Origin of the sequence: Mesorhizobium sp. AR02 (genome assembly GCF_024746835.1) — a bacterium.
Lineage (GTDB): Bacteria > Pseudomonadota > Alphaproteobacteria > Rhizobiales > Rhizobiaceae > Mesorhizobium.
In genome coordinates this window covers 1,147,681-1,169,872 of record NZ_CP080531.1, presented here as the reverse complement: position 1 = coordinate 1,169,872, position 22,192 = coordinate 1,147,681, and the positions used below count along the sequence as shown (strand labels likewise).

Genomic DNA, 22,192 nt, shown 5'->3' with positions numbered 1-22,192 from the left:
ATCTCCCCCCTTGCGGGGGAGATGGCCGGCAGGACAGAGGGGGGTGCCTCGCACCCATCCTATCCATGACCTCCCGCTACCCCGCAATCGCAGCCGACATCACCAACCTCTTCGCCACGCGCAACACCCACGCGGTCGAGGTCGCCATCCTGCAGCCGGCGGACCCGTTCCTCGACATGGCCGGAGAGGATCTGCGGCGCCGCATCTTCCTCACCGAAAGCGAGACCGGGCAGACATTGTGCCTGCGGCCGGAATTCACCATTCCGGTCTGTCTCGACCACATAAGTTCGCAGGCCGGCACGCCGCGCCGTTATTCCTATCTCGGCGAGGTGTTTCGCCAGCGCCGCGAAGGCGGCAACGAGTTCTTCCAGGCCGGCATCGAGGATCTCGGCGACCGCGACACGGCTGAAGCCGATGCCCGCTCGGTAGCCGACGCGCATGCGCTGCTGTCGCTGGTGCTGCCCGGCCAGGCGCTCACGATCACGCTTGGCGACCAGGGCATCTTCGAAGCGGTGCTGGCGGCGCTCGGCCTGCCGCGCGGCTGGCGCATGCGGCTGGCGCGTGCCTTCGGCTCGGCGCCGATGTTGCAGGCGGCGCTTGCCGATCTCGCCAACCCGCCGCGCAACGGCCAGCTTTCCGGTGAGGTCGCGGCGCTTGTCCTCGACGGCGATCTCGAAGGTCTTTCGGTACACATCGCCGGCGGCATGGAAGAAGCCGGCCTGTCGGCGTCCGGCGGGCGCTCGCCCACAGACATTGCGCGGCGGCTGATCGAAAAGGCCGAGTTGCGCAGCGTGCGGCTGTCGAACGAGGCCTTCGCGGCGCTGAAGAATTTCCTGGCGATCGACGTGCCGCTCGACGGCGCGACGCAGGCGCTGGAAACCTTCGCTGTCGGCGCTGGATTGTCGCTGGGCGCGGCACTGGAGAAGTTCGCGGCCCGGGCGAGAGCGATCGAGGCGCATGGCTTGCCGGCGGCAAAAATCCGCTACGACGCCGCTTTCGGCCGTCCGCTCGATTATTACACCGGTGTGGTCTTCGAAATCGCGGCACAGGATGGCGAGCGTCCCCTGGCCGGTGGCGGCCGCTACGACCGGCTGCTGACGCTGCTTGGCGCCAAGACCGCCATTCCCGGCGTCGGTTTTTCCGTCTGGCTCGACCGCATCGAGGCGTTGCGGGAGACGGCATCATGATCACGCTGGCGATCCCGTCGAAAGGCCGGTTGAAGGAGCAGGCGCTGGAGGTGCTGGCCAATGCCGGCCTTGCCATCAGCCTGCCCGGCGACGAGCGCAAATATCACGCCCGCGTCGAGGGCCTGGACAATGTCGAGGTGGCCTTCCTGTCGGCTTCGGAAATATCGGGCGAAATCGGCCAGGGCGCGGTCGATCTCGGCATCACCGGCGAGGACCTGGTCCGCGAAAACCTCGCCGACTGGGAAACCCGCGCGGAAATCGTTGCCCGTCTCGGCTTCGGCCATGCCGATGTCGTGGTGGCGGTGCCAGAAATCTGGCTCGACGTCGATACCATGGCCGATCTCGACGATGTCGCCGCCGATTTCCGCCAGCGCCATGGAAGGCGGTTGCGCATCGCCACCAAATACTGGCGGCTGACGCAGCAATTCTTTTCGCAAAAGCACGGTATCCAGGTCTATCGCATCGTCGAGAGCCTAGGCGCCACCGAAGGCGCGCCGGCGGCGGGACTTGCCGACGTCATCGTCGACATCACCACCACCGGCTCGACGCTGCGCGCCAACCACCTCAAGGTGTTGGGCGATGGCGTCGTGCTGAAATCGCAGGCCTGTCTGGTGGCGTCGAAGAAAGATCGTTCGGCGGCGGATGAGGCGCTCGTGCGCGATATCGCTGCGAAGATGGCTTCCATAGTCGCCTAACGGCGGCGCTATCCCCCTCTCCGTCTCGGGCTTCGCCCGATCCACCTCTCCCCCATTTCATGGGGGCGAGGAAACGCTAACTGTCGGGGTTGCACCCTTTGGAAGCTTGGGTTCCTCGCCCCCACGGACGTGGGGGAGAGGTGGCTCGGCGAAGCCGAGACGGAGAGGGGCTTGGCGCTGCCATATGCGATTGCCTTCGGGCAAAGCAGAAAAGCGGATCCGGGACGGAGGCGCCCCTATACCTCCCAGTACCATCGACAGGATTTCCACTGCCCCGCCGGGCTGATAGACTCGTCGCGGCCTGGGAGGAGACAGCGATGCCGGTCAATCTCGACGAGCTGAAGAACGCCACCAATCTGCGCGGCCGCGGTGCGCGCGCCGGCAGCGTCTTTATCGCACCCGTCGATGGCAGGGCGCATGTCTCGGGCGAGCGCAAGGTGCCGCTGCTCGACAAGACCATTCCCGCACTTTTCTCCGACACCGCCAGCAGATACGCCACGCAAGATGCCGCCGTCTTTGTCGGTCAGGACAAGCGCTTCACCTGGAGCGAACTGTCGGACACGGTGGATGCGCTCGCCGCCGGCTTCCTGGCGCTGGGCCTCGAAAAAGGCGACCGCGTCGGCATCTGGTCGCCCAACCGCTGGGAATGGCTGGTGACGCAGTTCGCCACCGCCCGCATCGGCCTGATCCTGGTCAACATCAATCCGGCCTACCGGCTGACTGAGCTCGACTATGCGCTGAACAAGGTCGGCTGCAAGGCGCTCGTCACCGCGGCCAGCTTCAAGACCTCGGACTATCTCGGCATGATCGAGACGCTGGCGCCCGAGATCGCCACGGCGACACCCGGCAAGCTCAAGGCGAAGAAGTTGCCTGATCTGAAGATCGTCATCCGCATGGGCGAGGACAACTCACCCGGCATGTTCAATTTCGCCGACGTGCTGGCCATGGCCGGCCGCGACGAGCATGACAGCCTCGACCGCATCTCCGAGGGGCTGAAACCGAATGATGCGATCAACATCCAGTTCACCTCGGGCACGACGGGCGCGCCGAAGGGCGCGACGCTGACGCACCACAACATCGTCAACAACGGCAATTTCGTCACCTCGGCAATCAAGCTCACCGTCGACGACCGGCTCTGCATCCCGGTGCCGCTCTATCACTGCTTCGGCATGTCGATGGGCACGATGGGCTGCGTGTCGAAAGGCGCGACGATGGTTTTCCCGGGCGAGGGGTTCGATCCCGGTGCAACGCTGAAGGCCGTGGCGCAGGAACGCTGCACCGGCCTCTACGGTGTGCCGACCATGTTCGTCGGCATGCTCGACCATGCGGATTTCGCGACCTTCGACCTCTCCAGCCTGCGCACCGGCATCATGGCCGGCTCGCCGTGCCCGATCGAGGTGATGAAGAAGGTGGTGTCGCTGATGCATATGTCGGAGGTGACCATCGCCTACGGCATGACCGAGACTAGCCCGGTGTCGTTCCAGAGTGGCGTCGACGATCCCCTGGAAAAGCGCGTCTCGACAGTCGGCCGCGTCCACCCGCATGTCGAGGTCAAGGCCATCGATGCCGATGGCGTCACCGTTGCCGTCGGCGCGCCGGGCGAACTCTGCACACGCGGCTATTCGGTGATGAAGGGCTATTGGGACGACGAGGACAAGACCCGCGAAGCGATCGACAGCGACGGCTGGATGCACACCGGCGACCTCGCCACCATCGACGCCGAGGGCTACTGCAACATCGTCGGCCGCGTCAAGGACATGGTCATCCGCGGCGGCGAGAACGTCTATCCCAGGGAGGTCGAGGAATTCCTCTACCGCCATCCCAAGGTCAGGGAGGTGCAAGTGTTCGGCATTCCCGACCAAAAGTATGGCGAGGAGCTGTGCGCCTGGATCGTGCTCAAGCCCAACCAGATAGCCACCGAGCAGGAGATCAAGAACTTCTGCGCCGGCCAGATCGCCCACTACAAGATCCCCCGCCACATCCGCTTCCGCACCGAATTGCCGATGACGGTGACCGGCAAGCCGCAGAAATACCTTATGCGCGAGGCGATGGTGGAGGAGCTTGGGCTGGTGGCGCAGAAGACGGCGTGAGGGGGGCGCCTCGATTTTGTCGTTGCGCTCAATAATGCCAAGGTCGCGCGACCTTGCGGCATCTTCAGGAGCCGCGGTTCGGTGTCGTTTGCCGGAGTCGAACGCCGGGCGATGGGCTTGCCGGCTTTGCGATGACATTGGCTGAGGCGCTCCCCACAGGCTTTCCGCAAGGTTCGCAGAAACATATGGGGGCTTGAATGACTGGTTTCGGACGATCGGCGATTTCCTACGCAATGCCCCTCGCTGCGCTGGCGATGGCTGTCGCGGTCAGAGCCAGCGGGCTGTCGGTGGACCAGGGTTCGCTGAATGCCAGGATCCTTGTCGGTGCGCTGTCGAGTGCGATCATGTTCGTCACCATTTTCGTGGTGCTCGACCACGCCGAGGCGGTAGCTCGGCGGGTAGGGGAGCCGTACGGCACGCTGGTGCTGACGTTTGCCGTCACAGCAATCGAAGTGTCGATCATTGTTTCCATGATGCTGCATGGAGAGAACAACCCGACGCTGGCACGGGAGTCCGTCTTCTCGACGGTGATGATCACATCCACCGGCGTTGTCGGCATGTGTCTCGCGCTTGGCGGCTGGCGTCATCGCAAGCAGGCCATCGTGCGGCAAGGGACCAGTGCCTATCTGGCGGTTCTGATCGCGCTGACCGTCATGACGCTTATCCTGCCGACATACACCCAGACCACGGATCCCGGCACGTTTTCGGCAGCCCAACTTGGTTTCGTCAGCGTCCTTTCAGTGCTGCTCTATGCAAGCTTCGTGTTCGCGCAGACCGTCCGGCACCGGGAAGACTTTATCCAGGGACAACCACACGACGTTTCGGTGCGCGCTGCCCCTCACGAGAATATCTCTGCCAGCGCTCTGCTGCTGATGGCCGGGCTGATCGGAATTGTCATGCTCGCCGAGCACGTCGCGGCAAGCGTCGAAGATACGCTCGTTGCCTACCAGGTGACCCAGGCTGACAGCATTGTTGGGGCAATGATCGCGGGGCTGGTGTTGATGCCGGAGGCCATTTCGGCGGTGCGCGCTTCACTCAACAACGAGCTGCAGCGCGGCTTGAATGTCGCGATGGGTTCGGCTTGCGCCACGATCGGCCTGACCATACCGGGAGTCGCAGCCGCCAGCCTGCTGACGGGGAGAGGACTGACCCTGGGGCTGCCGGCTGCTGATGCGGTCCTTTTGGTCTTGGCGCTTTTCATATGCAATGTAAGCTTCAGCACTGAAAGAACGACGTTCTTGACCGGAATGGTCCATCTTGTAGTATTTTTTACTTATATATTTCTGATATTTATACCATGAAATCTTTTGTGCAAGTGAGCGATCAGATGCGGGGATGAGGCACCCGCTGATCAGGAAACCGACCGGGTTACCGAGAGAGCAATCATCCGCTTCCGCACCGAATTGCCGATGACGGTGACCGGCAAGCCGCAGAAGTTTTTGATGCGTCAGACGATGGTCGAGGAACTGGGGCTGGTGGCACAGAAGACGGCTTGAGGAAGGCGCGCGCCAAGGGGGGCAGCATCCTTGCCTCAGACCGCGGATTTGAGGTGATCGATGAAGGCGCGCAGCTTCGGCAGGATCTGGCGCTTGCCGGGATGATAGAGGAAGACGCCCGGCGTTGTCGCGGCGATCGTGTCCAGCACAGGCTCGAGCTTTCCCTGGGCAATCGGAGCTTCGGCGACGGGTCGAGGGATTTGCGCCAGCCCGATCCCACGCATCGCGGCCCCGAGCAGCGTAGGGTAGTCATGCGCGATCAGCGGGCCAGACACCATGGCCTCGATCGCCTCGTTGCCGTCGACGAACGTCCAGGGCGCGATGGCGCCGTTCGAACGGCGCAGGCGTAAGCAGGCATGATGGCGCAAGTCGCCGACACGCTCGGGGCGGCCGTGGCGCTCGAGATAGTCAGGGCTGCCGACGACGACGAACGAGAACGAAGGGGTCAGCCGCACCGCGACCATGTCGGTGGCGATGAACTGGCCGAGGCGAATGCCGGCATCGAACCCGCCGGTCGCGAGATCAACCATCTCGTCGCTCGCGGCGATCTCGAGTTCGACTTCGGGATAGGCCTGGCAGAACGACGCGATCACCGGCTCCAGGATCAACGGCACGACGGCGCGGGGCACTGACAGGCGCAGCAGGCCGGTCGGCCGCTGGCCGACATCACGCGCGGCCTCGCCGGCGGCGACGATCTCCTCGAAGGCTGGGCCGGCGCGGTCGAGGAACCGCTGACCGGCCTCGGTCAGGCCGACACTCCGCGTCGTGCGGACAAACAGCGCCGCACCCATGCGGGCCTCCAGCGCGCGCACCGCCTGGCTCACGGCGGACGGCGTCACGCCGAGATCGGCGGCGGCGCGGCGGAAGTTGCGGCGCCTGGCGACAGCCAGGAACACCTCGACGCCCTCCAGCGCCCCGTGCCGGACTGTGTAGCTCTGCTTCATGGCTTGTTATTATTATAGCGGATAGTTGAACTAAGGAAGCGGGTTTAAGTAAGGGCTGAACCTTGGAGACCTGCTATGACCGATGGACTTGATGGGGTGCGCGACCATTATCGCGCGACCGGCCTGACGGAGCGGCTGAGGACGGTATTGGCTGCCCTTGGCCCGGAGGATCAGCTTCTCACGCCGCAGCAATTGGGTACCCTCGACCAGTTTCACACCCGTGGGCTTGCTGCCACTGCCGAGCTTGCCCAACTGGTGGGCATCGCTGCGGGAATGTCGGTTCTGGACGTCGGCTCGGGCATCGGCGGGCCGGCGCGCTTCCTGGCCGCGACCTATGGCTGCCGGGTTACCGGTGTGGACCTCAGCGAGCCTTTCGTGGATGCCGCGCGCTATCTGACCGAGCGCACGGGGCAGGGTGGGCAGCTGTCGTTCCAGGCCGCCAACGCCCTGGAGCTTCCGTTCGATGACAGCCGTTTCGACATCGTGCTGCTGCAGCATGTGGCGATGAACATCTTCGATCGGGCGCAGCTCTACCGCGAGATTCGCCGCGTGCTGAAATCAGGCGGCAGGTTTGCCACCTTCGACGTCGTGTCGGGCGGCGGCGAGCCGCACTATCCGCTTCCCTGGGCGCGAACGCCGGCGACGAGCTTCCTGCTGACGATCGACGCGACGCGCGAGGCGATCGAACCGGCCGGCTTCCGCATGCTGGCATGGCAAGACGATACCGAGGTCGCCAAGGCCTGGTTCGCCCAGTTACGTGCGTCGGGTCCGCCGCCTTCGCCAAATCTCGGCGTGGTGATGGGACCGGACTTCGCCGAGCTTGCAGCCAATCTGGGACGAAATCTCATGGAAGGCCGGCTCGGCATCCTGACCGCGGTGTTCGAGGCCGCGTCGACCAACAGCTGACAGGAGACCACAATGTCGACGGAGATCCTCTTCCAGACCCATCTCGTTCTGGGCTATGTCGCGTGGCTGCTTTGCTTGCGCGCGTACATCTGGCCCTGGTTGAGCTCGATGGATCGGGTCGCGGCGCAGCGCGCCATTGCCACGCTGCACAGCTTCCGCTTTTTCGGCCTCGTCTTCATCCTTCCAGGCGTCGTCAGCCCCGATCTGCCCGCCAGCTTCGCCACCTTTGCCGCCTATGGCGACTTCGCAACCGGAGTGCTGGCCATGCTGGCGCTGCTCACGGTGCGGATCCGCCAGCTCTTCTGGTTATTCGTCGTCGCCTTCAATGTCGCAGGCACAGTCGACCTCATCGTCGACTATTACCACGCCATCCAGGCCGACCTTCCTGCCCATGCGGGCCTGTTTGGTGCCACCTACGCGATTCCCGTCATCTACGTGCCGCTGCTGATGATCACGCACGTCGTCGCATTCTATTTTCTGCTACGTCCGCACCAGAACGCGACACGCGCCATCACAGACAATTCTGTGGCTTCCTAGGTCATCATCTGGGAGCGTGCGATGATCGCCAACCCGAAATTGCCGCCGACCTGTCTGTCCCGGGTTCTCTGACGCCTGGCTTCACGCGGCCAACACCGCGGTGCCGAGGCTGCGGATGATCTTCGCCAGTTCCACACACTCCCCATGCCTCGCATTGTTCCGCCGCCAGGCAAGGCAGATCATGCGTTGCGGCATCGGTTCCTGGAACGGCACGATCTTGAGGTCGGGGATGGTGCCGGCGGGCCCTGTCGCCATTTCGGGGATCAGCGTGACGCCGAGCCCGTGCGCCACCATCTGCAACAGCGTGGTCAGGCTGGTGGCGCCGTAGCTTGCCATTGCCACCGGCCGCACATTGCCGCAGACGGCGAGCGCCTGCTCGCGCAGGCAGTGGCCTTCCTCCAGCAGCATCAGCCGTTCCAGCGCCGGGCTTTCGGGCGGCACCGGCGGCGAGGCGAAAGCCGGATCGCCAGCCGGCACGGCGAGGAAGAACCGGTCGGAAAACAGCGCCTCGGTAACTAGGCCGGGATGGTCGAGCGGAAGGGCTGCGATGAAGGCGTCGAGCTTTCGCGACGCGATGTCCTCGACCAGGGAGGCGGTGACCGCCTCGCGCAATTCGAGCAGCAAGGCTGGAAAGTGCTTCTTCAACTCGGGCAGGGCGCACGGCAGAAGATAAGGCGCGACGGTCGGGATGATGCCCAGCCGGAAGCGTCCCTCCATGGCCGTGCGACCACGCCGGGCAGTCGTTTCGACATCGCGTATGTCGGCCAGGATGCGTTCGATGCGTGGCAACAGGGCGATCGCCTCGTCGGTCATGCGGACCGACTTGCCACCGCGTTCGAACAGCCGGCAGCTCAGCCGCTCCTCCATTTCCGCGATCTGCGAGGATAGCGCCGGCTGGCTGACACCGGCAAGTTTTGCCGCACGCCCAAAATGCAGTGTCTGCGCCAGTGCGTCGAAATAATGCATCTGGCGAACTGTCAATCCGATCATAAGAAAATCCTATCGAAATGAACAGGAAAGGCAATTTGTTTTTATCGCAAATGCGGCCTAGTCTGGAATCGTTCCAGATTGGTGCGGTCGCTGGCCGGCCCCAAAATCCTGGCAAAAAATCAACCTCGGCAAAATCAAACCTCGGCAAAATCGGAGCAGTAAGATGGACGCGAAAACCGACGACAGCAGCGCGGGCAAATGCCCTGTGGCGCATGGATCCGCCGGCCGGACCAACCGTGACTGGTGGCCGAACCAATTGAACGTGCAGATCCTGCACCAGCAGTCGTCCCTGTCCGACCCGATGGGCGAGGCGTTCGATTATGCCGAGGAATTCAAGAGCCTCGACCTCGACGCCGTGATCAAGGACCTGCATGCGCTGATGACGGACTCGCAGGAATGGTGGCCGGCCGATTTCGGCCATTACGGCCCGCTGTTCATCCGCATGGCATGGCACAGCGCCGGCACCTACCGCATTGCCGACGGCCGTGGCGGCGCCGGGGCCGGCCAGCAGCGCTTCGCGCCGCTCAACAGCTGGCCTGACAACGTCAACCTCGACAAGGCCCGCCGTCTCTTGTGGCCGATCAAGCAGAAATATGGCCGCAAGATCTCCTGGGCCGACCTTCTGATCCTGACCGGCAACGTCGCGCTGGAATCGATGGGCTTCAAAACCTTCGGCTTCGCCGGCGGCCGCGCCGACGTCTGGGAGCCCGAGCAGGACGTCTACTGGGGTCCCGAAGGCAAGTGGCTGGCCGACGAGCGCTACAGCGGCGACCGTGACCTGCAGAACCCCCTCGGCGCCGTGCAGATGGGCCTGATCTACGTCAACCCGGAAGGGCCGAACGGCAAGCCTGATCCGCTGGCTTCGGCGCGCGATATCAGGGACACCTTCGCTCGCATGGCGATGAACGACGAGGAGACGGTCGCGCTCATCGCTGGCGGCCACACATTCGGCAAGACCCATGGCGCTGGCGATGCGGCACTGGTCGGTGTCGAGCCGGAAGGCGCCGACATCGAACAGCAGGGCCTCGGCTGGGCCAACAAGTTCGGCACCGGCAAGGGCGGCGACGCCATCGGCAGTGGTCTGGAGGTGACCTGGACGACGACGCCGACCAAGTGGAGCAACGACTTCTTCGACAATCTGTTCGGCTTCGACTGGGAATTGACCAAGAGCCCGGCCGGCGCGCATCAGTGGACGCCGAAGGGCGGCGCCGGCGCCGGCGCCGTGCCGGACGCGCACAATCCGTCCAAGCGGCATGCGCCCGCCATGCTGACCAGCGATCTGGCCCTGCGCTTCGATCCCTCCTACGAGACGATCTCGCGCCGCTTCCATGAGAACCCGGATCAGTTCGCCGACGCCTTCGCCCGCGCCTGGTACAAGCTGACCCACCGCGACATGGGCCCGCTCGTGCGCTATCTCGGCCCGTTGGTTCCCAAGGAAGAGCTGCCCTGGCAGGACATCATCCCGGCGGTCGATCATGTGCTGATCGACGAGCAGGATGCGGCCGCCCTCAAGGCCAAGATCCTGGCCTCCGGCCTGTCGGTGTCGCAACTGGTCTCGACGGCCTGGGCGTCGGCCTCGACCTTCCGTGGTTCCGACAAGCGCGGCGGCGCCAATGGCGCGCGCATCCGCCTCAGCCCGCAGAAGGACTGGGCCGTTAACCAGCCGGCCGAGCTCGGCAAGGTGCTCGACAAGCTCGAAGCGATCCAGAAGGACTTCAACGCTGCGCAGACCGGCAGCAAGAAGGTCTCGCTTGCCGACCTGATCGTTCTCGGCGGCAATGCGGCCATCGAGAAGGCCGCCGGCCACAGCGTCGACGTTCCGTTCTGGCCGGGCCGCATGGATGCCTCGCAGGAACAGACCGACATCCACTCCTTCGCGCCGCTGGAGCCGACGATTGACGGCTTCCGCAACTATGTCAGCGGCAAGCAGCGCCAGACGGTCGAGGAGGCTTTGGTCGACCGGGCACAGTTGCTGACGCTGACCGCGCCTGAGCTGACGGTCCTCGTCGGTGGCCTGCGCGTTCTCGGCGCCAATGCCGGGCAGTCGAAGCATGGCGTCTTCACCAGGCAGCCGGAAACGTTGAGCAACGACTTCTTCGTCAACCTGCTCGACATGGGTACGGAATGGAAGGCGACGTCGGATGCCAAGGACGTGTTCGAAGGCCGTGACTGCAAGACCGGTGAAGTCAAGTGGACCGGCACCCGTGCCGACCTGATCTTCGGTTCGCACTCGCAGCTGCGCGCGCTCGCCGAAGTCTATGCGACCGCGGACGCCAAGGCGAAGTTTGCGAAAGACTTCGTCGGGGCCTGGACCAAGGTGATGAACGCCGACCGCTTCGACATCGCCGGCTGATCAAGGCGAAGATTTCTCCACCTAACAAAAAAGGCGCGGGCCGTGGCCCGCGCCTTTTGCATTCGGGCTTTCGAGATCAATCCTTCTCGAAGATGCGTGCCTTGGCGACGACGCCGGCGATGGCGCCGCCGATCAGCGGCGCGACGATGAACAGCCAGAGCTGGCTGAGCGCCGCACCGCCGGTGAACAGCGCCGGGCCGATGGAGCGGGCCGGATTGACCGAGGTGCCGGTGACCGGGATCATGGCAAAGTGAATGCCGGCCAGCGTCAGGCCGATGACCAGACCGGCAAACGCCGTCGAGTGCTTTTCGGCGGTAACGCCGAGGATCACCGTGACGAAGGTGAAAGTGCCGATCAGCTCCCACAGGAACGCCGAACTCACGCCCCATTTCGTCTCGTCCCAGCCATTGGCGCCGAAGCCGCCAGTGTGGCCGCCGGTCTGGCCGGAAACGATGATCCACAGTGCCAGCGAAGCCAGGATGGCGCCGATGATCTGCGCGATCCAGTAGGGGATGACATCCTTGGCCGGCAGCCGGCCGGCGAGGAAGACGCCGAGTGTCACCGCCGGATTGAGATGCGCGCCCGAAATCGGGCCGATCGCATAGGCCGCCGCGATAAGGCCGATGCCGAATGCCAGACCAATGCCTTCCTGGCCGAGCGGCAGCGCGCCGCCGAAGCCGCCCGTCACCACCGACGCCGTGCCGATGAACACCAACAGAAATGTGCCTAGAACTTCCGCCAGATAAGTTTTCATTGCCCTCTCCTCGTAGCGATCCGCCGGTTCGCGTTTTCCGCGCCGCGAATCATGGCGTGAAGAGTATTCCCAACGCAAAAACTTGGAAAGCAGAGCGGTTGCGCCACAGGCCGTGCTTGCAGTCGCCAGTTACGAACATTAGAGACCTATCATCTATTGATCGATCTGCTGTTGCCGGCCGGGGATATTTATGGATCGGACAGATTTCAAGCTGCCTCTTCGTCGCGAGACGGAGCGGGGTTCAATCCGGACGCGAAAGGCTCTAAGAGCAGGCCGAAAGATCTGTGTTCGATTTGATGGAATGACCAATGCGACTGGGCGGACGGCTGGCTGCGGCCATCGAAGTGCTGGAGGACATAGGCCGGCGTCACCGGCCGGTGGCCGATGCGCTGAAGGATTGGGGCCTGTCGCATCGCTTCGCCGGCGGCGGTGATCGCGCGGCGATCGGCAACATTGTCTACGACGCGCTGCGCCACAAGCGTTCCGCCGGCTGGTTGCTCGGCGAAGACACGCCACGCGCCATCGGCTTTGGCGCGTTGCTGCTCGAATGGAACCAGACGGCGCAGTCGCTCAACGACGCGCTCGATGGCGACAAGTTCGCGCCGCCGCTGCTCAGCGCCACCGAGTTGCAGACGATCGCCGGTCGCCGGCTTGCCGACGCGCCAGCCGCGGTGCGGGCCGACATACCCGATTGGTGCGAACCGCTTTTCGAACGGGCTTTTGGCGAGACATGGGTCGGCGAGGGCGCGGCGTTGGCGACGCGCCCGCCGCTCGACATCAGGGTCAACACGCTGCAGGCCGATCGCGCCAAGGTGCTCAAGGAACTGGCCGGCACCGGGGCGCAGGCCGCGCGGATCGCGCCGCTCGGTATCCGCATTCCGCCCATCGACGGCGACGGCAGGCACCCGAACGTGCAGTCCGAGCCAGCCTTCCAGAAAGGCTGGTTCGAGGTCCAGGACGAGGGCTCGCAAATAGCGGCGACACTTGCCGGCGCCGAGGCCAGCATGCAGGTGCTCGACTTCTGCGCCGGCGCTGGCGGCAAGACACTGGCGCTGTCGGCAGCGATGGACAACCGCGGCCAGATCTTTGCCCATGATGCCGAAAACGCGCGGCTGGCGCCGATCTTCGACCGCATCCGCCGCTCGGAAAACCGCAATGTGCAGGTCGTCACCAAGCCCGCCGAACTCGCGCCGCTCGCCAATCATATGGACATCGTTCTGGTCGACGCACCCTGCACCGGCAGCGGCACCTGGCGGCGCCGTCCCGACGCCAAATGGCGGCTGACGCAAAGACAGCTCGACGCTCGCAAGGGCGAACAGTCGGCGATCCTCGATGCCGCCAAGGTGTATGTCAAACCCGGCGGCCTGCTGGTCTACATCACCTGTTCGGTATTCGACGAGGAGAATGGCGAGCAGATCGCCGCGTTTCGCGAGCGCAGCGGCGGTTTTGCCCCGGTCGATCACCGAGCGTTGTGGGATCGCCATTTTCCGGGCCACGAGGCGGCCGCGCGGATCGGCTCCGCCGGCGATATTTCACTGTCGCCATTGCTGAGCGGAACTGACGGGTTTTATTTCTGCGCGCTGCGCCGGACCAACTGAGCCTGCCCGATCCCCAATATCGCCGGCCACTCAACCCATGACGGCCGACGAGACGGATTGTTGCAGTGCAGCAATTGAGATTGCCTGCTGCCGATCCCTCTGCAATAAGCTTTGCCAGACAAACGAAGGCAATTGCGATGGCAGCAAAGATCGTACCGGCTCCGGACTATGAGGATCGTGTCAGGGCGTCTTTCGCGCGCCAGCAGGCGATGGCGACGATCGGTGCCGAGCTGACATTGGTGACCCCCGGCATCATCGAGATCGAGATGCCCTATTCGGCGGCGCTGACCCAGCAGCACGGCTTCCTGCATGCCGGCGTCATTTCGACGGCGCTGGACTCGGCATGCGGTTATGCAGCTTTTTCCCTGATGCCGGAAAACTCCGGCGTGCTGACCATCGAGTTCAAGGTCAACCTTCTGGCGCCGGGCAGGGGCGAGCGCTTCCTGTTTCGTGGCTCGGTGACCAAGCCCGGCCGCACCATCATCGTCGCCGACGGCCAGGCCTATGCCTTCGCCGCCGACGGCGAGGCCAAACTGATCGCCACCATGACGGGGACGATGATGACGGTGGTTGGCCGCGATGGGATCGCTGGCTGATGGCCAACGTTACGCGAATTGGCGGCAAGGATGTCCTCTTCGTCATGGCGGCGCAGGCCGAATATGGCCCGCATCTGCAAAAACTGTTCACGCCGCTGATGACGGGCGTCGGCCCGGTCGAGGCCGGTGTCCGGCTCGGCGCCGAACTGTCCTGGTTGAAGTCGCAGAAGGCGCTGCCCGATCTCGTCGTCTCGCTCGGTTCAGCCGGCAGCCGGACCCTGGAACAGACGGAAATCTATCAGGCCGTCTCCGTCAGCTATCGCGATATCGATGCCTCGCCCTTGGGTTTCGAGAAAGGCGCGACACCGTTTCTCGACCTGCCGGTCACCGTGCCGCTGCCGTTCCGTATTCCTGAAATCAAGCAAGCCACTTTGTCGACCGGCGGCGCCATCGTCACCGGCGCTGCCTATGATGCAATCGCCGCCGACATGGTCGACATGGAGACCTTCGCTTGCCTGCGCGCCTGTCAGCTGTTCGATGTGCCCCTGATCGGGCTGCGCGGCATTTCCGACGGCGCGGCTGATCTGCGGCATGTCGGCGACTGGACCGAATATCTGCATGTCATAGATGAGAAATTGGCGGACGCGGTCGGGCGGCTCGAACAGGCGGTCAGTGACGGCCTGCTCGGCGCCTGAGCGCAACCAGGTCAAGCCGCGAGGCTCTGAGGATCGCCGAAATCGATGCGCGAGATGCGCCCGCGCACAATGCCGGTCGCATCGACATAGTCGATGGCTCCCGGTGTGTGATCGAGTTTCCAGCAGCCGGTGGGGCCGTCCTGCCATTCGACCTTGTAGCCATCGTCTTGCAGCGTCCAAAGTCCATGGAAACGGGTACCGTCCGGCAGCAGCATATGCGCCCGGTCCGCGGTTTCGTAGTGGATGAAGGCGCTCTTGCCGCCCATGTCGACGACATGCGTGGTGCCGATCATGATAATGGCCAGCATGTCCTTGTTCAGAATTGTCATTGTCCCTGCCCAAAGGTTTGAGTTCGAAAGCGCTCGACGCAAGGAAAGTCGTCAAGTATCTTGACTATATGGAGTTGCAATAAAGTGGTCAAGGAGCTTGACGAAAAAACCGAAGCGCTGCCCGACCATGTCGGCTGGCGCCTGTGGCAGGCAAGCCGTGCCTGGCAGGCCGAATTCGCTGCCGCCATGCGCACCGCCGGCTACGGCTGGTTCACCGAAGCGCGCGCCGGGCTGCTGGGACATATCCCCCGCGGCGGCATTCGTCAGGCGGCGCTGATCGAGCGCTCGGCAATCTCCAAGCAGGCGGTCCAACAATTGCTCGACGGTCTGGAAGCGGAGGGCGTGGTGCAGCGTCTGCCCGATCCGCGGGACGGGCGCGGCAAGCTTGTCGACTACACGCGCATGGGTCTGGATGCCTTGCGCGATGGCGACCGCATCAAGCTCCAGATCGAGCGTGGCTACATCGAGCGCATCGGCCAGCAGCGGTTCGCGGCGCTGATGGACGCTTTGCGGACACTCGATGCCGGGCAGACGGACGCCAGCGATAAAAAGGCTGGCGTTCAGTGAACGGCGCGGCTTTGTAACCCATTGCGCCGACTCATTTCTTTCTCTAAACGCTCGCCATGAAAACAGCCAATCATCCCGACACCGTCCTGATTGTCGATTTCGGCAGCCAGTTTACCCAGCTCATCGCCCGCCGCATCCGCGAGGCAGGCGTGTTTTCCGAGATCGTGCCGTTTCAGTCGGCCGAAGCCGCGTTCAAGCGCATCAATCCGAAGGCTGTGATCCTGTCGGGCGGTCCGGCCTCGACGTCTGACATTGGCAGCCCGCGCGCGCCGCAGATCGTTTTCGACGCCGGCGTGCCGGTGCTTGGCATCTGCTATGGCCAGATGGCCATGTGCGTGCAGATGGGTGGCGTCGCCGAAAGCTCCAATCATCGCGAATTCGGCCGCGCCTTCGTCGAGATCGAGAAGGACAGCCCGCTGTTCGAGGGCCTGTGGGCGACCGGCCAGAGGCACCAGGTCTGGATGAGCCATGGCGACCGCGTCATCGCCTTGCCGCCAGGCTTCGAAGTGTTCGCCAAGTCGGAAAGCTCGCCCTTCGCCATCTTCGGCAGCATCGAGCGCAAGATGTACGGCATCATGTTCCACCCCGAGGTGGTGCACACGCCTGATGGCGCCAGGCTGCTCAGGAACTTCGTCCACAACATCGCCGGCATCGAGGGCGACTGGACGATGCGCGCCTACCGCGAACACGCGGTCGAGGCGATCCGCAAGCAGGTCGGCAAGGGCAAGGTCATCTGCGCGCTGTCGGGCGGCGTGGATTCTTCGGTCGCGGCGCTGCTGATCCACGAGGCGGTCGGCGACCAGCTCACCTGCATCCTTGTTGACCATGGCCTGATGCGCAAGGACGAGGCGGCCGGCGTGGTGGCGATGTTCCGCCAGCACTACAATCTGCCGCTGATCCTGGTCGATGCCTCCGAAAAATTCATCTCGGCGCTGGAAGGCGAGGTTGACCCGGAGAAGAAGCGCAAGACCATCGGCCGGCTGTTCATCGAAGTGTTCGAGGAAGAGGCCAAAAAACTCGGCGGCGCCGATTTCCTGGCGCAAGGCACGCTCTATCCCGACGTCATCGAGAGCGTCTCCTTCACCGGTGGACCGTCGGTGACGATCAAGTCGCACCACAATGTCGGCGGCCTGCCCGAGCGCATGAACATGCAGCTGGTCGAGCCGTTGCGCGAATTGTTCAAGGACGAGGTGAGGGCGCTCGGCAAGGAACTCGGCCTGCCCGAAAGCTTCATCGGCCGCCATCCGTTCCCGGGACCGGGTCTCGCCATACGCTGCCCGGGCGGCATCACCCGCGAAAAGCTGGAGATCCTGCGCGAGGCCGACGCCATCTATCTCGACGAGATCCGCAAGGCCGGCCTCTATGACGCCATCTGGCAGGCCTTCGCCGTGCTGCTGCCCGTGCAGACCGTCGGCGTGATGGGCGATGGCCGCACCTACGAATTCGTCTGCGCGCTGCGCGCCGTCACCTCGGTCGACGGCATGACCGCCGATTTCTACCACTACGACATGGCCTTCCTGGGCGCTGCCGCCACACGCATCATCAACGAAGTCCGCGGCATCAACCGCGTCGTCTACGACGTCACATCCAAGCCGCCGGGTACGATCGAGTGGGAATGATTCAGACCCACTCAAACGCCGCCGAAAATACGCCAATCTGCGACGTAACATACTGAAAACAAAAATATATCCTTGCAGGGACAATCAGCGACAATCGGCACGCAGAGATTGGCTTTGACGGACCGCTTGACGGACCTTCCCCATATTGCCCGCATGAATTTTTCTGAGTACCGTCGGAGCAAATGAGGCTCGTGACGGTACTTTTTTGTACCTTAAGGCATTGAAGAAAAAAGGAATTTCCTGCCGCGGAGCCTCGAAATTGTACTGACGGTACTTTTCAGGAGACAATGGGTATGCTGACGGACGCCGCCCTTAAGGCACTGAAACCAAGAGAAGAAATCTATAAGATTGCTGACCGTGACGGCATGTACGTCCGCGTCATGCCCAGTGGCGCGATCTCGTTTCGGCTGGATTACAGGCTGAATGGACGCCGTGAGACGGTCTATCTAGGCAGATACGGCAGAGACGGAATCTCGCTCGCGTTAGCCCGAGAGAAGTGCCTCGACGCGAAGCGCGCTATTGGCGAGGGGCGATCGCCGGCGATCGAGAAGCAGCGCAACAAGCGCCGCCTGAAAGAGGCAAAGAGTTTTGGCGAATTCGGCGAGAAATGGCTCACAGCCGCGCCGATGGCCGACAGCACGCGCGCCATGCGGCGCGCCATTTTCGAACGGGAGCTTCTTCCGGTCTGGCGCAATCGCCTTCTGCCGGAGATCACGCCGGACGATCTAAGGGCCCTATGCGGCGGGATCGTTGATCGTGGTGCTCCAGCGACAGCTATTCACGTACGCGATATCGTAAAGCAGATTTACAGCTTTGCGATCCTACATGGAGAGAAGGTTGCCAATCCGGCTGACGAAGTTGGGCCTGCATCGATTGCGACTTTCGTGCCAAAGGACCGCTCGCTCTCGCCCTCCGAAATTCGCGTGATGCTGAAGCAGCTTGAGCACATCCCCACACTTCCCACGATCCGTTTGGGAATGCGGCTTTATCTGCTCACTATGGTGCGCAAGAGCGAGCTGCAAGACGCGGTGTGGGACGAGGTCGATTTTGAAAATGCGGTCTGGACGATCCCGAAGGAACGCATGAAGCGGTCGAAGGCGCACAACGTCTACCTGTCACGCCAAGCGCTCGACATCATGATTGCCCTGAAGACCTGTGCGGGAAATTCCAGATACCTTCTTCCATCGCGCTATGATGCGGACGCTCCGATGTCGCGCGCTACGTTCAATCGGATCACTTACGCAGTCGTCGAACGGGCGAAGGCGAACGGACTGCCTCTAGAGCCGTTTACGGTTCATGATCTGCGGCGAACGGGCTCGACCCTGTTGAATGAACTTGGCTTCAACAGCGATTGGATCGAGAAATGCTTGGCCCACGAGGACGGGCGCTCGTCGCGTGGTGTCTACAACAAGGCCGAATATGAGGTGCAACGCCGCCACATGATGCAGGAATGGTCGGACATCATCGATGCCTGGGTCGGCGGCAAGAAGTTCGTCCCGACGCTCATCCCGCCGATGATGCCGCTCCTGGAGCCTAATCCGGCTCTCTGACCAGCAGGGCTCGGCGCTGCTTCAGATCCGGTTTTGGAGCGCGCAGGATCGGCTTTGAGCGGCGGGCTGCGAGCCATGCTTGAACCTCGCTCAGATCCCAGACCACGCATCGCGGGGTTAGAGCGAAGCGTCGCGGAAATTCGCCTCGTTGCTCCATTTCGTAGATCGTACTGTCTGCAAGCGGCACCATTTCGCGCAGTTGATGCCTGCGGATTGTGCGTTTCAGGGGTTCTTCATTCGATCGGGTCATCTCGTACTCCTCAACAATGAGCCGAAAATGAAGGCGATAGTCCTCGATTAGAAAAGAGCCCCAGCGCAGGTGTCGCGTTATCGGCGGTTTCGACCTGTGAAAGGGACAGGTCCAACGCGTTTCAGAGTGCCGGTTTTCACATAGCAGTCGAAACGCGCCAGCGATGACATCGAATCGCCGGCGGCCGATGGCAGAGTTCACAATTCGGGCCAGTCGGGTGCGCCAACAAATTACAGAAGTTTTCGGGGGTTCGAGTCGGGAGAGCGCTACCGCCTTTCCCCATACCCATCGAACTGCCAGTTCCGGCTTCGCTGCTACGGCTGAGCGATTTGAGCCCATTTAACTACGAATCTGGGGTAAGCAGTTCGAAGCCGAGCAAGGTGACGAGCCTCTCGTCTTCATAGCCGTTCTGCTCCCCCTCTATGCGCCCACCTCGTCGGCGGTGGATTCCATGCTAGGCGGGCGACTTCGGGACATCCTGACGATCTCTGGCCGGACTGTAACCTGCGTTTCGCGAAACGCCCGGCGGAACGCGCGTGGTGATTGGCCGAACTGGGCGCTGAAGGCCCGGGTGAAAACCGAGGGGTAGGAAAAGCCGCAAGCGTCGGCCACATCCTTGATTTCACGCTCTTCGTAGAAAAGCAGGTTGCGTGCCGCCTGCAGGCGCGAGCGCAGATAGAGCTGGTTCGGGGTCTGGTTGAATTGCCGAAGGCAACTGCGCTCCAGTGTCCGCACGGAAATACCGAGATGCCGGGCAAGGTTCTTCGGCGACAGCGGGAAATCGAGGTTGTCTTCCATCAGCGCCACGATCCTGCGGGATAGCGAAGGCTGCGCCTCGCCAATGCCGTCATCGTCCGTCCGTTGCGGATGAATACCTTGGCGGGGCGTATGGATGAGCGCGTTGGCGACTTCCTTGGCGAGGGTCGCCCCGCGCAGCCTTCCAATCAGATCCAGCATCATGTCGAGCGTCGCCACTCCGCCGGCGCAAAAGGCGAGTTGACGATCGATGATATAAATCTGGTTCTTTGTCCCGGCCGCCGGAAAATGTTCGAGATAGGACGACACGGCCTCCCAGTGCACCACCGCCTCGCGATCGCCCGTGAGGCCGGCTGCCGCAATGGCGAAGGCGCCCGTGTCGACGCCTATGATCATCGATCCATGCCGGTACGCATTGCGCAGGGCTCCGCGCACGTTGGCCGATATGTTCTGCGTCGGCAGATTGCCTTCCAGGACGACCAGAAAGTCACAGCGCGGAAAGTTGGCCAGATCGTGGTTCGCGGCAATCCACATGCCGTTGCTCGCACGTACCGAGTCGCCCGAATCCGAAATCATGATCCATTCGAAAAGATCCTGACCGCTGTTCTGGTTGGCGATGCGCAGCGACTCTGTCGCCAGGATGAGAGCATTCATGGGAAATTCGGGTTGCAGCAGGAAGGCGAACCGCGGCCGGCGGTTGGAGGCGGCTGCTATGACGGGATTCGTATCTGTGACCACGACAAGCGTCCGAGAAAATTGCCAATGGCGTTCCAGATATATTATGTGACGCTGTGGATCAACTCTTGGGCGGCTGATTGGCCAACACTGTCACCACGCCGAGAGCACGTTCTGGGACCGCCTCGACGAGGGAACATAGAAAAATAAGCTCTAACAGAGCGTGGCACGCGCCTAGCGTATGCCGCGTGGGAGATTGTCATGGATTTGACTTCATTGAACAAATCGACTTTTGCTCTGAACCGCAGGACGCTTCTAAGGTCGGCTGCGGCCGCTGGGGTAGGTCTTGCCGTTCCGCACATCTGGACCGGCCGCGCCTCGGCCGCTGACCCGATCGAGATCGTGCATTGGAGCTGGCTGTCGGCTTCGGACGGCGAGGTGTGGGCAAAGATGATTGCCGCTTTCAACGATGCTCACAAAGACAAGGGCGTCCAGATCCGCATGGAGGTGGTTCCAGAAGAGCAATATGTTACCAAGATTCTCGCAGCGTCGGCCACCGGCAAGGCGCCAGACTTCGGCTGGGGCACTGCGGGCAAGTCGGCCCAGCTGGCGCGCGATGAGGTCATCATACCGCTCGACGATCTCATCAAGGGCGCGGGTCTCGATCTTGCCGACTTCAGCGCGAGCTCGATCGCTGCCGCTCGCTATCCGAAATATGACAACAAGGTCTTCATGGTCCCCATGGACCTGATGAGCCTGCAGCCTGAAATCAATCTCGATCACGTCAAGGAAGCCGGCCTCGACGCCAGCAAGCCGCCGATGGATGGCGACACACTACTGGAATGGGCGAAGGCGATGACCAAGCGCGAAGGCGACAAGGTCACGCGCTCGGGGATCATGATGACTGGCTCGGGCGTACAGCCCACCGTTACCTGGGGCATCGTCGCCGAACAGATGGGCTTCCAGCGAGCCAGTGATGATCTGAAGACCGCTTGCGTGAACCCCGAAGCCGGCAAGGCGGCAATGCAATGGGTGCTCGACTTGTTTGACAAGCACAAGGTATCGACCCGCGACGTCACCGATCGTTATAAGGCGTTCGGCACTGGACAAGGCTCAGTATTCTGGACCGGCCCTTGGACACTTGCCGGCTACGTGGCGCAGAAACTGCCGTTCAAGACGGTGCTGTTTCCCAAGATAGGCGCCAAGCACGTCACCTATTTTGAGATGGGCGGCCTGGAATTCTACAAACAGGCTGATCCCGCGCGCCACGAAGCAACGATGGCGGCCGTCAAATGGCTGTCGGACAACAGCTTCCTGTGGACGACGGTCGGACGCGGCGCTTCTCCGCGCAAATCCATCCTGGAGCGTCCGGACTACAAGACAGCCGGCAGCCCGTGGGATATTCGCGGCGCCTTCGTCGATGGAATGAGCATAGCCACCGTCGGCGAGATCCCGGTGGTGAATGGTCCAAACTTCACGATCTACTCAGGTGGAAATTTTCTCGCCAAGACGCTCGAGGGCGTATGGTCGGGGCAGACGACGATCGACGCTGCAATGCAGCAGATCCAGACGCAGTGGCAGGCTGATCTCGACGAAGGGTGATCCTGCCGACTTCCTCCGGCAATAGGAAGTCAGTCCGTCGCGACCTCCACCGCGACGGACCGC

The 22,192-nt window shown here is 62.9% G+C and carries 20 protein-coding genes; 14 read left to right on the top strand and 6 right to left on the bottom strand.

All coding sequences use genetic code 11. The features are described from left to right. Positions 1 to 65: 65 nt before the first annotated feature. From DBIPINDM_RS10070 to DBIPINDM_RS10055, 4 genes are all read left to right on the top strand, one after another. Positions 66 to 1,187 carry an ATP phosphoribosyltransferase regulatory subunit gene (locus DBIPINDM_RS10070; RefSeq protein ID WP_258585578.1) on the top strand — a complete coding sequence of 374 codons (1,122 nt, stop codon included), beginning with the start codon at positions 66 to 68 and terminating at the stop codon, positions 1,185 to 1,187. Continuing rightward, positions 1,184 to 1,882, top strand: a complete 699-nt coding sequence (gene hisG, locus DBIPINDM_RS10065; RefSeq protein WP_258585577.1) for an ATP phosphoribosyltransferase — start codon at positions 1,184 to 1,186, stop codon at positions 1,880 to 1,882. The genes DBIPINDM_RS10070 and hisG overlap by 4 nt, the downstream gene beginning before the upstream one ends. A gap of 317 nt (positions 1,883 to 2,199) precedes the next feature. Next, positions 2,200 to 3,972: an AMP-binding protein gene (locus tag DBIPINDM_RS10060; protein WP_258585576.1), complete on the top strand. Its 1,773-nt coding sequence runs from the start codon at positions 2,200 to 2,202 to the stop codon at positions 3,970 to 3,972. 197 nt (positions 3,973 to 4,169) lie between these two features. After that, positions 4,170 to 5,273, top strand: a complete 1,104-nt coding sequence (locus DBIPINDM_RS10055) for a calcium:proton antiporter (protein ID WP_258585575.1) — start codon at positions 4,170 to 4,172, stop codon at positions 5,271 to 5,273. A gap of 230 nt (positions 5,274 to 5,503) precedes the next feature. Here the strand turns inward: DBIPINDM_RS10055 and DBIPINDM_RS10050 are convergent, their stop codons facing one another. Further along, positions 5,504 to 6,412, bottom strand: coding sequence for a LysR family transcriptional regulator (locus DBIPINDM_RS10050; protein ID WP_258585574.1), 909 nt, complete (start codon positions 6,410 to 6,412; stop codon positions 5,504 to 5,506). 96 nt (positions 6,413 to 6,508) lie between these two features. On the opposite strand from DBIPINDM_RS10050, the gene DBIPINDM_RS10045 reads away from it, so the two are divergent. After that, positions 6,509 to 7,318, top strand: coding sequence for a class I SAM-dependent methyltransferase (locus tag DBIPINDM_RS10045; RefSeq protein ID WP_258585573.1), 810 nt, complete (start codon positions 6,509 to 6,511; stop codon positions 7,316 to 7,318). 12 nt (positions 7,319 to 7,330) lie between these two features. Then, complete coding sequence (locus DBIPINDM_RS10040) at positions 7,331 to 7,855, top strand: hypothetical protein (RefSeq protein ID WP_258585572.1); 525 nt, start codon at positions 7,331 to 7,333, stop codon at positions 7,853 to 7,855. A gap of 81 nt (positions 7,856 to 7,936) precedes the next feature. Here DBIPINDM_RS10040 and DBIPINDM_RS10035 read toward each other — a convergent pair whose 3' ends face one another. Then, positions 7,937 to 8,845 (bottom strand): hydrogen peroxide-inducible genes activator, encoded by a 909-nt coding sequence (locus tag DBIPINDM_RS10035; protein ID WP_258585571.1) that lies wholly within the window; start codon positions 8,843 to 8,845, stop codon positions 7,937 to 7,939. 163 nt (positions 8,846 to 9,008) lie between these two features. Between DBIPINDM_RS10035 and katG the strand changes: the two genes are divergently transcribed. Beyond that, the gene (katG, locus tag DBIPINDM_RS10030; RefSeq protein WP_258585570.1) at positions 9,009 to 11,198 is read left to right on the top strand and encodes a catalase/peroxidase HPI; all 2,190 of its coding nucleotides are present in this window, start codon (positions 9,009 to 9,011) and stop codon (positions 11,196 to 11,198) included. Positions 11,199 to 11,274: 76 nt separating this feature from the next. On the opposite strand, the gene DBIPINDM_RS10025 is transcribed toward katG, so the two are convergent. After that, positions 11,275 to 11,952: an MIP family channel protein gene (locus tag DBIPINDM_RS10025; protein ID WP_258585569.1), complete on the bottom strand. Its 678-nt coding sequence runs from the start codon at positions 11,950 to 11,952 to the stop codon at positions 11,275 to 11,277. 308 nt (positions 11,953 to 12,260) lie between these two features. Between DBIPINDM_RS10025 and DBIPINDM_RS10020 the strand changes: the two genes are divergently transcribed. From DBIPINDM_RS10020 to DBIPINDM_RS10010, 3 genes are all read left to right on the top strand, one after another. Beyond that, positions 12,261 to 13,550 (top strand): RsmB/NOP family class I SAM-dependent RNA methyltransferase, encoded by a 1,290-nt coding sequence (locus DBIPINDM_RS10020; protein WP_258585568.1) that lies wholly within the window; start codon positions 12,261 to 12,263, stop codon positions 13,548 to 13,550. Positions 13,551 to 13,687: 137 nt separating this feature from the next. Continuing rightward, positions 13,688 to 14,146, top strand: coding sequence for a PaaI family thioesterase (locus DBIPINDM_RS10015; RefSeq protein WP_023686843.1), 459 nt, complete (start codon positions 13,688 to 13,690; stop codon positions 14,144 to 14,146). Then, complete coding sequence (locus tag DBIPINDM_RS10010; RefSeq protein ID WP_258585567.1) at positions 14,146 to 14,781, top strand: 5'-methylthioadenosine/S-adenosylhomocysteine nucleosidase; 636 nt, start codon at positions 14,146 to 14,148, stop codon at positions 14,779 to 14,781. Before DBIPINDM_RS10015 ends, DBIPINDM_RS10010 begins: the two co-directional genes overlap by 1 nt. An 11-nt stretch (positions 14,782 to 14,792) precedes the next feature. Here the strand turns inward: DBIPINDM_RS10010 and DBIPINDM_RS10005 are convergent, their stop codons facing one another. Further along, entirely contained in the window at positions 14,793 to 15,110 is a 318-nt protein-coding gene (locus tag DBIPINDM_RS10005) for a hypothetical protein (RefSeq protein WP_258585566.1), read from the bottom strand. Between the two features lie 84 nt (positions 15,111 to 15,194). Between DBIPINDM_RS10005 and DBIPINDM_RS10000 the strand changes: the two genes are divergently transcribed. The 3 genes from DBIPINDM_RS10000 (at position 15,195) to DBIPINDM_RS09990 (ending at position 18,846) form a co-directional block, all read left to right on the top strand. Continuing rightward, positions 15,195 to 15,677 (top strand): MarR family winged helix-turn-helix transcriptional regulator, encoded by a 483-nt coding sequence (locus DBIPINDM_RS10000; RefSeq protein WP_258585565.1) that lies wholly within the window; start codon positions 15,195 to 15,197, stop codon positions 15,675 to 15,677. Between the two features lie 56 nt (positions 15,678 to 15,733). Then, complete coding sequence (guaA, locus tag DBIPINDM_RS09995) at positions 15,734 to 17,296, top strand: glutamine-hydrolyzing GMP synthase (protein WP_258585564.1); 1,563 nt, start codon at positions 15,734 to 15,736, stop codon at positions 17,294 to 17,296. A 293-nt stretch (positions 17,297 to 17,589) separates the two neighbouring features. After that, positions 17,590 to 18,846, top strand: coding sequence for a tyrosine-type recombinase/integrase (locus DBIPINDM_RS09990; protein WP_258585563.1), 1,257 nt, complete (start codon positions 17,590 to 17,592; stop codon positions 18,844 to 18,846). Here DBIPINDM_RS09990 and DBIPINDM_RS09985 read toward each other — a convergent pair. Next, positions 18,830 to 19,096 (bottom strand): helix-turn-helix transcriptional regulator, encoded by a 267-nt coding sequence (locus DBIPINDM_RS09985; RefSeq protein ID WP_258585562.1) that lies wholly within the window; start codon positions 19,094 to 19,096, stop codon positions 18,830 to 18,832. The genes DBIPINDM_RS09990 and DBIPINDM_RS09985 overlap by 17 nt on opposite strands. A 420-nt stretch (positions 19,097 to 19,516) precedes the next feature. Next, entirely contained in the window at positions 19,517 to 20,506 is a 990-nt protein-coding gene (locus DBIPINDM_RS09980) for a GlxA family transcriptional regulator (RefSeq protein WP_258585561.1), read from the bottom strand. A 282-nt stretch (positions 20,507 to 20,788) separates the two neighbouring features. Here DBIPINDM_RS09980 and DBIPINDM_RS09975 point away from each other — a divergent pair, with 282 nt between their 5' ends. Continuing rightward, complete coding sequence (locus DBIPINDM_RS09975) at positions 20,789 to 22,129, top strand: extracellular solute-binding protein (RefSeq protein WP_258585560.1); 1,341 nt, start codon at positions 20,789 to 20,791, stop codon at positions 22,127 to 22,129. Positions 22,130 to 22,192: the final 63 nt, after the last annotated feature.